Genomic DNA, 12,860 nt, shown 5'->3' with positions numbered 1-12,860 from the left:
GGGGCGGAGCCGGTGGTGAAGGCAGCTACGGAACGGCCATCGGGGAACGGCGTCGTGTCGCAGGGCGCGGCCGCCGGTGCGATGCCGGTGACGCCTACGCGCAGCCTCGGCGCCAGACGCCGGCGGCCGGCGCTCATCGCGCTCTCGGTCGCGCTGATCGCGGCCGGTGGACTCGGCTCGGCGGCGTTCTATCAGATGGGCGACCAACGGGTGCCCGTGCTCGCGGTCGCCCGCACCGTGCCCTACGGCCAGACCATCTCCGCCGAGGACCTGCGGGTCGTGGAGATCAACGACGCGCCGGGACTTCGTCCGATCGGCTCCGGCTCCAAGGCCGCCATCGTGGGCAAACGCGCGGCGGTCGAGCTGCGCGCGGGCACACTGCTGACCTCGGATCAGGTCACCGAGCGGATCGCGATCCAGCCCGGTGAGACGCTGGTCCCGATCGCCGTGGACGCGACCAGGATGCCGGTGCAGCGGGTCACACCCGGCACCCGGATCCTGGTGGTGACGGCACTCCCCGGAGCGGGCGGCCCCGCCAACTCCGCGCCCGCGCAACCGAGCACCATCGCGGCCACGGTGATCCGCTCCAGTACGGGCGACCCGAACTCCGGCTCCGGCAAGTCCGTCCTGGACGTGGCGGTACCCGCCAAGGACGGTCCCGTGCTGGCTCTCCAGGTGTCCGAGGGCAGGTTCTCCATCGTCGTGCTGAACACGGGCAACGCGGACGCGGCGCCGGCCAGGACCGGAGGGGCCCCATGACCGTCGTCGCGGTCACCGGTGGCGCGGGCGCGCCCGGTGCCACCTCGACCGCGCTCGCGCTCCTGCTCACCTGGCCGTTGCCGGCCGGCCGTCGGGTGATCCTGATCGAGGCCGATCCGGACGGGGGTTCGATTCTCGCCGGTGCGCTCCAGGGGCGGGTTTCGGCCGAATACGGCCTGCACCAACTGGGGGTGGCGCATCGTCAGGGAAACCTGGTCGACGCGTTCTTCCGGCAACTGGTGGACCTGTCCGACGGCCGCCGCGAACGGCTGTTGCTGCCCGGCCTCGTCGACCCCACGCAGGCCTCCGGCCTGGCCTATACGTGGGATCCGATCTCGCAGCTCGCGGCCGGCCTGGGCAGCCAGCAGATCCCGCACGACGTGATCATCGACCTCGGCCGGCGCGGCACCACCGGCGCCTCGGCGATCGCCGCGCGCCGGGCCGACCTGGTACTGCCCGTCGTGCGCGGGACGTTGCCCTCGCTGGCCCAGGCGCATCCGCGGCTGGTCGCGCTGCGCAACGATCTCGACACGCACGGGACCGGCTCGGATTCGATCGCCCTCGTGGTGATCGAGCAGGGTCGCTACTCGCGCCAGGAGATCGGCAAGCACCTGGAGACGCCCGTCCTGGGCCTGTTGCCGTTCGATCCCGAGCGCGCACGGGTGCTCTCCGACGGTGAGGGCGATACCGGAAAGCGTTTCCTGCGTTCGAGGTTCATGCGTGCCGCACGCAGCACGGCGGAGGCCGCCCTCGCGTTGGCCGAGCAGCGCCGGATGCGGTTGGCGCCCCGGCCGAGCGGCGGCGGCGAACTGCCGTCCGGGCCCGAGGCGCCCATGCCGAGCGACGGCTGGGCGCAGGCGGCCGCGTACATCCGTCGACCGGCGGACTCCGAGGTCCGACCCGAGGCCGAACCGGCGCACCGGCCGGCCGGCGAGGAGGCGGGTCATGTTCGATAACGCGCGGCCCCTGCACCCGGATCCGCACAACAAACCCGAACCGGAACCGGAACCACCCGCCGAGCCCGGCTACCGCCCGCACATGCACGTCGTGCCCGGGATCCCGGAGGCCGAGGACGTGCTCTACGCGCCGCCGGCCCCGCCGTTGCGTACCTGGCCGGAGGGCTTCCAGCGCAGCGCACCGGGCGACCCCGACGCGGGCCCCGCGCCCACGTGGTCGGCGGGCGCGGGCTCGCTGACCCCCGCCGTCGGGCACATCCCGCCGCCGACGCCCGCCAACGGAACGCCGGTTCCGCCGGCCCACCCGCACGCGCGCATGAACGGCGCGGTCCGGCACCCGGACACCCGGGACGGCATGTTCACCGTGCCGCCGACCGCGAGCGTGAGTGCGAGCGGAGTCGGCACGGTCAGCCGCCGTCCCCCGGCCGGCGCGCCGTCCCCGACGACCGGGGCCGTCAAGCCGCCCCGGAACCCGTCCGGCGAACCCGTGGTGGACCCGGCCGTGGTGCGGATACTCAAGGACCGCGCGGCCGAACAACTGCACGAGTTCGACAAGATGTCGCCCGGGATGACCAACGGGGACCGCGAGCAGCGCGGCCGGGCGATCGTCGCCCAGGTCGTCGCCGAATGGGCCGACGTCACCGCACGCGAGCGCGGCATCTCCACCACCCCCGCCGAGGACCGGGCGATGGCCCGGGCGGTGTGGGACTGGCTGTTCCGGGCCGGGCCGTTGGAGCCGTATCTGACCGACCCGGCCGTGGAGAACATCCTGGTCAACGGCTACGACACGGTCTGGGTCGACTACGCCGACCGGCCGCGTGTGCAGGTACCGCCGCTGACCTCCTCGGACGACGAACTACGCGAGTTGCTCCGCGACCTGGCCCGGCGGCACGGCAGCGGTGAACGCACCCTGTCCACCGCGCAACCCACGCTGGCTCTGCGGCTGCCGGACGGCTCGCGCCTCCAGGCGATCACCGAGGTCACCCCGCACACCTATGTGACGATCCGTCGGCACCGGGTGCGCGACGTACGCCTGGCCGAACTGATCGGCCTGGGCACGCTGGACCGGACCCTGGCCGCGTTCCTGGGCTCGCTGGTTCGCGCGAAGAAGAACCTGATCATCTGCGGGACCCAGGGCGTGGGCAAGACGTCGTTGTTGCGCGCGCTGTCCCACGAGATCCCCCGGGACGAGCGGATCGGTACCTTCGAGACCGAACTCGAACTGTTCCTGCACGAGTTGGGGCACCTGCGCCAGGTGGTCGCGATCGAGGCCCGGGAGGGCAACGGCGAACGCGGCATCGACGGCAAGTCGGCGGGCGAGTTGACCATCGGCGAACTGATCCCGTCCGCACTGCGCATGTCGCTGTCCCGGATGATCGTCGGTGAGGTTCGCTCCAGCGAGATCGTGCCGATGTTGCGGGTGATGACCAACGGCGAGGGCGGCTCGATGTGCACGCTGCACGTGCGCGAGCCGGACATGATCTTCGACCGGATCGCCGAACTCTGCCTGGAGTACGGCGCGCACATGAGTCCCGAACTGGCCTACCGGCTCGCCTCGAACGCCGTCGACTACGTCGTCTTCGTGCGGATGATCGACGAGACGGCGATCGGCGGGAAGCGGCATCGTTTCGTCTCGCACGTCCTGGAGGTGACCGGGATGGGCGAGCACCGCCGCCCGGCCGTGAACACGATCTTCGCGCCGACCAGCGACGATCCGCGTGGTGTGGCCCGGATGTACCCCTCGGACATGCCGGACCTGATCCGGGCCGGTTTCAGCCCGCACCTGTTGGACGAGCCGCACGGCTGGCGTCCGTTGCAGCTCAAGCTGCATCAGGTCGGGTGACGGGCATGGGAGACGCGCTGTTGGTCGCGGTGTGCGGATGCCTGCTGGTCGGCGGTCTGATCGGTCTGGTGGTCGGCATCGTCGGCACCTACGACGATCCGACGCCCAAGCCGCCCGGACGGCTGGAGTTGGCGGTAAGGCGGTTGCGGTCGGGCCCGGTGAGCGCCCGACAGCGCACCGCGCGCCGGATCCGCCTTGGCATCGGCATCGCGGCGGCGGCCCTGGTCTGGTTGTTCACCGGATTCCTGGTGGCCGGGCTGCTCGTGATCGCCGCGTTCAGCGGGCTGCCGTGGCTGCTCGCGCCGACCAAGAGCGATCGCACCATCATCAACCGCCTGGACGCGCTCGCCGAGTGGACCCGGCGGATCGCCGACCTGATCGAATTGGGCGCAGGCCTGGAGAACGCGATCCTCACCTCGCGGGCGACCTGCCCGGAGCCGATCGTCGAGGAAGTCGGCGATCTGGTCAGCCGTTTGCAGTCACGGTGGCGTCCGGACGAGGCGCTGCGCGCGTTCGCCGCCGACCTCGGCGACGCCACGGCGGACAAGATCGCGGCGGCGCTGATCCTGCGCGCCTCGGATCGCGGGCCCGGCTTGGCGATGGCGCTCAAGGACCTGGCCACGACGGTGCGCGAAGAGGTGCGCCAGCGTCGGGCGATCGAGGCGGACCGGGCCGGGGCCCGGATGGCGGTGCGCTGGATCACCTACATCACGCTCGCGGTGACCGGGCTGGTCGTGGTGATCAACCGCGACTACGCGGAGCCGTACGGGACGGCGATGGGGCAACTGGTCCTGCTGCTGATGGCGATGGCTTACGTCGGCACCCTGATGTGGATGCGGGCGCTGGCCACGGACCGGGTCAAGCCACGGTTCCTGGTCGCCGACCCGCGCAGCGTGGTCAAGGCCGCGCAAGCCGTGGACGTACAACAGGCGGACGGCCTGCACACCGCCCCCGTGTTGCGGGGTGAGTGGTCGTGATCCCACCCGTGATGATCGTCAGCGGCTGCGTGCTGGGTGCGGGCGTCGCGCTGCTCGTGCGTGAACTGTGGCCCGCGCCACCGGACCTGGGCAACGCGTTGCATCGGCTCTCCGGAGCGCCCAAGCGGCGCACCGAGCAGACCGGCAGCAAGTACGACGACCAACTCGTCGCGCTGGCCCGCAGGGTCCCGGGCTTTCGGGTGCCGCACCGCGAACTCGACCTGGTCGGCGAGACGGTCGCCCAGTTCGTGCGCACGAAGGCGTTGCTGGCCCTGCTCGGCCTGCTGCTGCCCGCGATGCTTTCCGCGGTGCTGGTGGCAACAGGTATCGGAGTGGCCTTCTACGTACCGCTGTTCCTGTCCCTGGCGGTGGCGGCGGGGATGTGGTTCATCCCGGACTTCGCGCTGCGCGACCAGGCCAAGTTCGCCCGGATCGAGTTCCAGCACGCGGCCGCCGCCTATCTGGACCTGGTCGCGCTCGGCCGCGCCGGGGACGCGGGCCCGGCCGAGGCGCTGGAGCGGGCCGCGGCGGTGGGCGACGGTTGGGCGTTCGTCCGCATCCAGGACGCGTTGGCGCGGGCCCGGGTGGGCAGCGCCGACCCCTGGGACGGACTTCGCGATCTGGCCAAGGACCTCGACCTCCCCGAACTCGCGGACGTGGCCGACATCATCGAGATGGCCGGTACCGAAGGTGCTGCGGTGTACGGCACGTTGCGGGCCAGGTCGCAGTCATTGCGCGTCGAACTCCTCGCGAACGAGCACGAACAGGCGAACGCGGACTCGGAACGGCTCACCGTACCCGGGACCATGCTCGTGGTGATCATGGGGATCCTGCTCGGATTCCCGGCGATATCCCGGATGTTCTCGGTATGAACCAGCTTCGAGGTACGAATTGGCGCCTTGGCGCGAATCGGCCTCTTGGTACGAATCAGTTTCTCGGCACGAATCAGCTTCTCGGTATGAACCAGCCTCGGACCCCGAGCCGTTCTCCGGAAGGAGTACAGGCAATGCAGATCGGTTCCTCGTCCCCCGCGGTGCTCGATCGCGTGGAGACCGCCGTACACAAACTGGCCCCCGCCCCGATCGCCTTCGTGTTGATCGTCACGGGCGGTGTGGTGGACCGCTACCGACGGCTGCGCAAGGAGCGCGACCACGGAGCGGTCAGCATCGAGACGGCGATCATCGTCGCGGTGCTGATGGTGGCCGCGGTCAGCGTCGCGGCGGTGATCTACACCATGTACAAGAAATACCAGGATGGGCTGAAGAAGTCCGACGACAAGTACCAGGAGCCGGTACCCAACGCCGACTAGCGATTCGGACCACGTCTTCGTGAGCAAGGTGCCACACGGCCACCCCTACGACGCGATCCGGCGCCGTCTGCGCAAGGCAGGCGGGCCGGATCGTGGTGGCATGTCCATCACCATGGCGATCGTCTTCCCGATGTTCATCCTGGTCCTGCTCGCGGTGATCCAGGGCTGCCTGTGGTGGTACGCGCGCGAGGTCGCGATGCAGGTCGCCAAGGAGAGCGTCGAGGAGGCGCGGCGTCGCAATGGCGACATCCCGGCCGCGGAACAGCGGGGGCGGGATGTGGCGAAGGACCTCAGCGGGGGAATGCTCAAAGACCTGAAGGTGATTCCGAAGCGCGAGGGAGACGTGCGGATCAGGGTGACCGTCCGCGGTACGTCGTTGTCGGTCGTGCCGGGGATCGGGAGTCTGACCATCACGCAGCACGCGGACGGCGTCGTCGAGCGGTGGACGACAGCGGGCCGATGAGGATCCGGGGGGCGAGGGTGTACAGGGGGAGCCTGCGGGCGGACGAGGGGTCGTTCGCCCTGGAGGCAGCGGTACTTGCGCCGGTGTTGATCGCGTTCCTGTGTCTGGTCATCGCCTTCGGGCGGATCTCGGTGGCCGGCAACGGGGTGGACGCGGCGGCGAAGGCGGGCGCGCGGGAGGCGTCGATCTCGCGCGACGGAAGTGACGCGAAGGGTCTGGCGGAGGAGGCCGTGGAGAGATCGCTGCGGCAGGAGGGGGTCGGCTGCCCCAGGAGTCGGCGCACGGTCGACGTGAACGTCGACGGCTTCAGCGCCGCGGTCGGTACGGCGGCGACCGTCACCGTCACCGTCACCTGCAACGTGTCGCTGTCCGACATCGCGTTCCCCGGCATCCCCGGGTCGAAGACGATGCGGGGCAGCTTCACCTCGGTGATCGACACCTACCGGGAGAGGACGAAGTGACGACCCGCCGGCGTGTTCACGCGTACGCCGAGGGCGTCACCGGCGACCCCCGGGACCGGGGCTCGTTGGCCATCATGCTCGCGATCATGATGGCCGTGATCATCCTGCTTGTCGGGCTGGTCCTGGACGGCGGCGGCAAGCTGCGTACGGATTCCAGGGCCGACGCGTTCGCGCAGGAGGCCGCCCGCGCCGCAGGGCAGGCAATCGACCCCACCAAGGCCATTCCGGGCACCGCGATCGTGGTGCCGAGCGAGGACGCCAAGCGCGAGGCGCGCAACTACCTCGCGTCCATCGATCCCGGTGCCATCGTCACCGTGACACCCGACGGCCGCAACGTCGACGTCTGGGTGACGCTCCACTACAAGACCAAGGTGGCCGCCTTCTTCGGCGTCTCCACCGTCACCGTCAGAGGCCATGCCCGTGCCGGGCTCGTCCATGGGATCCAAGCCCCGGAGGACGCACCGTGACCGTTACCCAAGGCCCTCGTCCCGGCTCCGGTCCCGGTACCCGGGCGCACGCTCGCAGCCGCGACGACCGCGGCCGACGCCGTGGACTCGGCCGCTTCCTCTTCGACTTCGTACGCGGCCTGCTCAGCCTCGTCGTCCTGCTCGCGTTGCTGGTCGGCCTGCCCGCGCTGCTCGTCGTGGCCACCACGACGTTGTTGCCGCACCGCCTGCCGGGACTGGACGAGGTCACCAAGATCCTCACCGAGCCCGACGACGGGAGCGGCTTCATCGCCGCGCTCGCGATCATCGCGTGGATCGCGTGGTTGTGCTTCGCGATTTCCGTCGTGGTGGAAATCCCGGCGCAGGTACGGGGGTTGTCCGCGCCGCGGATTCGCGGTCTGGGCTGGAGCCAGAAGGCGGCCGGCGCGCTGATCGGCGGCATCATGTTGCTGCTGCCCACCGGTACCGCGTTGGCGGCCGGCGAGGCACAGGCGGCTCCGCATCCGTCGGAGCGTGTCGCGAGCGCGCCGAGCCGCACTGTCGAGCAGGAGATCCCGGTCCGGGTACAGGATCCCGGGACGAGCGCCGGACCCACGCACACCGTGCAGCGCGGCGACTCGTTGTGGACGATCGCCGAGGAGCGGCTGGGCGACGGCAAACGCTGGACGGAGATCGCCAAGCTCAACGACGGCAAGGTGATGGCCAACGGGCAGAAGTTCGACTCGGCGGACTATGTCGAGGAGGGCTGGGTGCTGACGCTGCCCGCGAACGCGGCGCCGCCCGCCGAGGTCAAGTCCGCGCACGCGCCGGACAATGGACCCGGGGACCGGCGCGACGACCGGAAGGCGCTGCCGCAGACGGTCACGGTCAAGCCGGGCGACACGTTGTCGGACATCGCCGAGGAACTGCTGGGCGACGGCGACCGCTATCCCGAGATCTTCGCCGCGAACAAGGACAAGCCGCAGCCGACCGGTTCGGCCCTGACCGACCCGAACGCGATCGAGCCCGGCTGGACGCTGTCCATCCCGGGTGGTGGAGGCACCGACGCCCAGCAGCCGCAGGCACCCCAGCAACAGCCTCCACAGCAACAGCCTCCACAGCAACAACCGCCGCAGCAGGCACCACCTCAGCAGCAGGCGCCGCAGCAACAACAGGGTCCGCAGCAACAAGCTCCGCAACAACAAGCTCCGCAACAGCAGGCGCCGCAACAGCAACAACACCCGCAACAGCAGCAGAAGCCGTTCGTCGAAACCCCGCCGCAGATCGCCAAGCAGGACCCGATCACCGTGCCGAGCGCTCCCGCCAAGCCGAGCCAGGCGCCGACGCCGAAGCAGAACGCGGAGAACACCAATCCCACCGGGAGCCGTGCCGAGGCGCCAAGCCCGGGTGGAGACGAGCGTTCGCTGCCGGTCGGCGCCATCGCGTTGGGCGCGGTGGGCGCCGCGGCGGTGCTGGGCGCGTTGCTGGTGCGCCGTCGACTGCAGCAGTCGGTGCGTCGGGACGGCCGGCGGATCGCGATGCCGGCGCCGGAGGCCGCCGACCTCGAACAACAACTGCGCGCCACCGAAACCCCGGACGCGCTCGACCTGTTCGACCGCACGCTCCGCACGTTGTGCGCGCGGATGTCGGACACCGGACGCACCCTGCCGTTGATCGACTCGGTGCAGCTGACCGACCGTCAACTCGAACTGCACCTGGCCGCGCCGTCACCGCCGCTGTATCCGTTCGAGGCGGTACACGGCGACCACATGCACTGGACCTGCCCGGCGGACGCCGAGTTGCTGCACAGCAGCGCGGCGGCCAACGTCCCGGCGCCCTACCCCGCGCTCGCCGTGCTCGGCGAAACCGACGACGGCAGGCAACTGCTGGTGGACCTCGAATCGCTCGGCGTGGTCGGACTGACCGATGGCTCGGGCGAGGACAACCTCGCGGTGCTGCGCGCGCTGGCGGTCGAACTGCTCTCCAACGTGTGGAGCGACGACCTGTGCGTGACCGTGGTCGGCTTCGGTCGCGAACTGCGTGACGTGGAGCGTGAGGGTCGGCAACAACTGCGCTACGCCTACTCGCTGGACGAGGCGCTGGGCCGCCTGGCGACCTGGTCCGACGAGGTGGTCGGCCTGCTCGACGACGCCAAACTCACCTCGCCGCGCCAGGCCCGTACCAAGGGCATCCTGCCCGACACTTGGCCGCCGGAGATCGTGCTGTCCCTGGAGCCGCTGACCGAGGCGCACGTCCCGCACATCCAGCGGTTGACCAACACCTATCCGCGCGCGGCCGCCGCGATCATCGCGCCGATCCACGCCGAGCCCTGGCTCAGTGGGCTCGGTGTGACCCGGCTGCCCACGATCCCCGGTGTGGTGACGCCGAGTCGGATCAACACGGACGTACACGTGCAGCGGCTCGAAGACCGGCAATACCAGGCCCTGGTGAGCATGTTCACCGTCTCCAAGGATCTGGACGGCGTGCCCGCCGAAGAGCCGTTGATCCCGGTTCGACGTCCCGCACGCGAGCCGGAACCGGCACACGCGGGGGCCGCGTCCGTCGGCGGCAGCATGTCCACGGCCGCGTGGTCCGCGGTCGGCGGCATGGAGCGGCCGGCCCGGGTGGGCGGCGGCGTCGCGACCGAGGCCGATGCCGGGGCCGATCCGGTACCCGGCTACTACCAGCCGGATCCCACCGATCCGGAGCCGGACGAGCGGGCGTTCGCCGCACCCGGACGACCCACGGGCGGGTCGGGTCGGGATGGGCGGGCCGGTTCGGGCTCGGGTGCGGGCTCGGGTCCCGGATCCTGGGGCACGGCCGTATATCCGCTGCCCGGTGGGCCGTTGGCACCTCCGGAGCGGATCGAACGACGGCTCGGATCGACCGAGGACACCGGTTCGCTGCCGTTGCCCTGGCTGCCCGAGGACCCGCACGAGTACGACGCGCAGTCCCCCGACGAGGTCGAGCGCCCCTACGAACCGGAGTTGTTCCAGCCGCCGGTGGTCGGTCCGGACGGCACCGACCCGGCAGAGCCGGCGGCGTACCCGCAATCCGCGCAGGAAGCAAAGGCGGCGGCCGACGTGGGCGCCGGGGAATCGACCGACTCGGAGCCCGGGTACGCGGATCAGTCATATGCCGAACCGCCCTATGTGGAAACGCCGTACGCGCATCCGCCATATGGCGGCGAAGCGCCCGTGGCGCCATCCTTCGAGGAGCCGGCCGTCGAGGGGTCGGTCCGTACCGGGTCGGTGTACGCCGAACCGAACGCCCAGGAGGCCGTCGACGCCATGCCGGACCGGCAGGAATCGGCTTCGGGGACGATGGAATTCGAGGTGGCCGCGCTCGGGACTCCGGTGTCCGAGGCGGCGGACCCGGCGGACGCGACACTCGGCGAACCGGTTTTCGGAGCGCCTGTGTTTTCGGAACGCCGCGATGCGCACGACCCGTTGGTCGACGAGCGGACGCCCGAGGACACCGGACACGACGAAATAGGACTCGAAGGGGTGGACGATCCCGAGGATCACCCCTACGCATCCGCCGGGGATGCCGGACCACCGGCCGACTCGGTGGCGGCCGCAGAGGCCCCGGACGAGGGAACAGCAGTGCCGATCGAGGCTCGGACCAGCACTGGAGAACAAGCCGTGCCGTGGGATGTCGAGGAGGCCCCGGAGGGCGCCTTCGCGGCCTACCCGGCCCATGCCGCCAACGGACACGGCGGCGTTCGGGCCGACGTGCTCACCGGCCCCGGGGTCCAGGTCCTGGGCCCGGACGACGAGGTCGACCTGATGCAGGGCGGCGAGCGCGGACGGACCGCTCCGGCGCCGGCCGAGCGGACACGCGCGGTGCCCCCGACGGTGGATGCCCCCGCGGGCGGCGTCGAGATGCCGTCGGCCGAGTACTGGGGTGCGCCGGGCCAGGTCCAGGAGGGCCTGGCCGTTCAGGAGGGCCCGACCGTCCAGGAGGGGCTGACCGCCGAGGACTCCGGGATGTTCCTGGTGGTCGCGCCGGAGGCGGAGGCCGCCGTGGTGGACGCCCCGGAGGTGGGTTCGACGTGGGACGTCGCGCCGCCGGTCGCCGCGCTCCCGGCCGAGGCGCCGGTCGCGCCGGGCCTGGCCTCGGAGGGCTTCGCGCCGACCTACCCGGAGATTCGGATCCTGGGTCAGGTCGATCTGATCGGTGTGGGCGAGGAGGTCGAGCACGGCCGACGCGCACGGCTCACCGAACTCGGCGCGTGGATCGCGCTGCACCCGGGCCGTCCGCTGACCGAACTCGACGCCGCCGTGTGGCCGCTGGGGGTCACCGCCACCGCGCGCAACTCGGCGATCAGCCAACTGCGCCGCTGGGTGGGCATCGGACAGGACGGTACGAGCCACCTGCCGGCGGCGGTCGGCGGCGGGGGCTATGCCTTCGGGCCGGGCTTCGCGTGCGACTGGTTCCGCTTCCGTGAGTTGGTGGCGCCCGGCCTGTACGGGAACCACGAGGTGGCGATGGACTACGCGAGGGCGCTGGACATAGTGCGCGACGCGCCGTTCGACGGGGTGGGCCCGCGCCGCTACGTCTGGGCCGAGCCGTTCCGTCAGCAGATGATCGCCGAGATCGTGGACGTGGCTGCCCGACTGGCGGACTACCACCTGGACAACCACGACCCGCAGGCCGCCAAGCGGGCCTGCTCGGTCGGCCTGGTGGTGTGCCCGGAGTCGCAGATGCTCTACCGCACGATGTTCCGGGCGACGCACATAACCGGCGATCGTGCCGAGTTGGACTACTACGTCGACCGGTTGGACGGATTGCTGGCCGGCCTGGGCGCGGAACCGGAGCCGCTCACCGTGGAGTTGCTGCGGGACCTGTTGGACGACTGACCCGGCGGCGGGCGGATCGGCGAACCGCGCCGCTCCGCCCGCCGGATCGGGCACCGGGCGGGCCTGGTGCCCGGGCCCGGTCACGCCCCGCGAATCAGCATCACCAGTACTGCCGCGCCGAGCAGGAACGGGCCGAACGGGACTACGCTGCCCCGACCCGCGCGCCGGGTCGCGGCGAGGGCGATCGCGTACAGGCCCACGCAGACGTACGCCAGGACCAGCCCCTGGACGAGCGCGGCCCAGGACAGCCAGCCGAGCACCAGGCCGACCAGGCCGGCCGCCTTGGCGTCGCCGAGGCCGATGCCCAGACCGCAGAGCGCGAGCACGAGGTGCAGGGCGTACGCCGCGGCCATCGCGAACAGCGCGCGCAGGTAGGCGTCCCAGTCGAGCGGGGCGAGCAACAGCGCGGCGAGCACGGGATAGCCGGGCAGGGTCAGCGGATCGGGGAGCCGCATCAGCCTGGCGTCGCACACCACGAGTGCCGAGGCGAGCAACACGAAGGCCAGAAAGGCGGGCAGCACCGCCTGGATGCCCACCCGCCACGACAACGCGCCGGCGGTGAGCACGAACGCGCCCGCGATCACGAGTCGGTCGCGACGCAGCACGCCGGCGGTGTCCGCGTCGAGATGAATCGGAGATATCCGCACGGCATCGGATCCTGTCAGACAGACGACGGACTCGGCACCGGGCCCGCGGGACTCGGACGCCGCCGCAGTGCCATCCGGGTGGACTCCCCACGCCGTCCCCGCACCGGATCGACCGGCGCGCCGGGACGGATCGGGCCGGATCGGGGTCGAATCCGGAT

General features: G+C 71.2%; 11 protein-coding genes. 10 read left to right on the top strand and 1 reads right to left on the bottom strand.

The features are described from left to right. Window positions 1-54 precede the first annotated feature (54 nt). The 10 genes from ACIBSV_RS05200 (at window position 55) to ACIBSV_RS05155 (ending at window position 12,055) form a co-directional block, all read left to right on the top strand. Window positions 55-759 carry an SAF domain-containing protein gene (locus ACIBSV_RS05200; RefSeq protein WP_395859601.1) on the top strand — a complete coding sequence of 235 codons (705 nt, stop codon included), beginning with the start codon at window positions 55-57 and terminating at the stop codon, window positions 757-759. Continuing rightward, window positions 756-1,715 (top strand): hypothetical protein, encoded by a 960-nt coding sequence (locus tag ACIBSV_RS05195; protein ID WP_395859600.1) that lies wholly within the window; start codon window positions 756-758, stop codon window positions 1,713-1,715. The genes ACIBSV_RS05200 and ACIBSV_RS05195 overlap by 4 nt, the downstream gene beginning before the upstream one ends. Further along, the gene (locus ACIBSV_RS05190; protein ID WP_395859599.1) at window positions 1,705-3,558 is read left to right on the top strand and encodes an ATPase, T2SS/T4P/T4SS family; all 1,854 of its coding nucleotides are present in this window, start codon (window positions 1,705-1,707) and stop codon (window positions 3,556-3,558) included. Before ACIBSV_RS05195 ends, ACIBSV_RS05190 begins: the two co-directional genes overlap by 11 nt. 5 nt (window positions 3,559-3,563) lie before the next feature. Then, window positions 3,564-4,535 carry a type II secretion system F family protein gene (locus ACIBSV_RS05185; RefSeq protein WP_395859598.1) on the top strand — a complete coding sequence of 324 codons (972 nt, stop codon included), beginning with the start codon at window positions 3,564-3,566 and terminating at the stop codon, window positions 4,533-4,535. Further along, window positions 4,532-5,407 (top strand): type II secretion system F family protein, encoded by an 876-nt coding sequence (locus tag ACIBSV_RS05180; RefSeq protein ID WP_395859597.1) that lies wholly within the window; start codon window positions 4,532-4,534, stop codon window positions 5,405-5,407. The genes ACIBSV_RS05185 and ACIBSV_RS05180 overlap by 4 nt, the downstream gene beginning before the upstream one ends. Window positions 5,408-5,541: 134 nt before the next feature. Further along, window positions 5,542-5,844 carry a hypothetical protein gene (locus tag ACIBSV_RS05175; RefSeq protein WP_395859596.1) on the top strand — a complete coding sequence of 101 codons (303 nt, stop codon included), beginning with the start codon at window positions 5,542-5,544 and terminating at the stop codon, window positions 5,842-5,844. Window positions 5,845-5,863: 19 nt separating this feature from the next. Further along, window positions 5,864-6,307 carry a TadE family protein gene (locus ACIBSV_RS05170; protein ID WP_395859595.1) on the top strand — a complete coding sequence of 148 codons (444 nt, stop codon included), beginning with the start codon at window positions 5,864-5,866 and terminating at the stop codon, window positions 6,305-6,307. A gap of 17 nt (window positions 6,308-6,324) precedes the next feature. Continuing rightward, a complete protein-coding gene (locus ACIBSV_RS05165) occupies window positions 6,325-6,768 on the top strand; it encodes a TadE family protein (protein WP_395859594.1) in 444 nt (147 codons plus the stop codon). Next, complete coding sequence (locus tag ACIBSV_RS05160) at window positions 6,765-7,235, top strand: pilus assembly protein TadG-related protein (RefSeq protein WP_395859593.1); 471 nt, start codon at window positions 6,765-6,767, stop codon at window positions 7,233-7,235. Before ACIBSV_RS05165 ends, ACIBSV_RS05160 begins: the two co-directional genes overlap by 4 nt. Then, entirely contained in the window at window positions 7,232-12,055 is a 4,824-nt protein-coding gene (locus tag ACIBSV_RS05155; RefSeq protein WP_395859592.1) for a LysM peptidoglycan-binding domain-containing protein, read from the top strand. The genes ACIBSV_RS05160 and ACIBSV_RS05155 overlap by 4 nt, the downstream gene beginning before the upstream one ends. Window positions 12,056-12,135: 80 nt before the next feature. Here the strand turns inward: ACIBSV_RS05155 and ACIBSV_RS05150 are convergent, their stop codons facing one another. Next, complete coding sequence (locus ACIBSV_RS05150; RefSeq protein WP_395859591.1) at window positions 12,136-12,702, bottom strand: prepilin peptidase; 567 nt, start codon at window positions 12,700-12,702, stop codon at window positions 12,136-12,138. Window positions 12,703-12,860: the final 158 nt, after the last annotated feature.

This window comes from Embleya sp. NPDC050154 (assembly GCF_044460165.1).
Lineage (GTDB): Bacteria > Actinomycetota > Actinomycetes > Streptomycetales > Streptomycetaceae > Embleya.
This window is presented reverse-complemented; position numbering and strand designations above follow the sequence as displayed.

What these genes read in the sequence shown, in the direction of transcription:
- ACIBSV_RS05190 (WP_395859599.1), top strand. Translation starts at nt 1,705, where the DNA reads ATGTTCGATAACGCGCGGCCCCTGCACCCGGATCCGCACAACAAACCC.
- ACIBSV_RS05185 (WP_395859598.1), top strand. Translation starts at nt 3,564, where the DNA reads ATGGGAGACGCGCTGTTGGTCGCGGTGTGCGGATGCCTGCTGGTCGGC.
- ACIBSV_RS05175 (WP_395859596.1), top strand. Translation starts at nt 5,542, where the DNA reads ATGCAGATCGGTTCCTCGTCCCCCGCGGTGCTCGATCGCGTGGAGACC.
- ACIBSV_RS05195 (WP_395859600.1), top strand. Translation starts at nt 756, where the DNA reads ATGACCGTCGTCGCGGTCACCGGTGGCGCGGGCGCGCCCGGTGCCACC.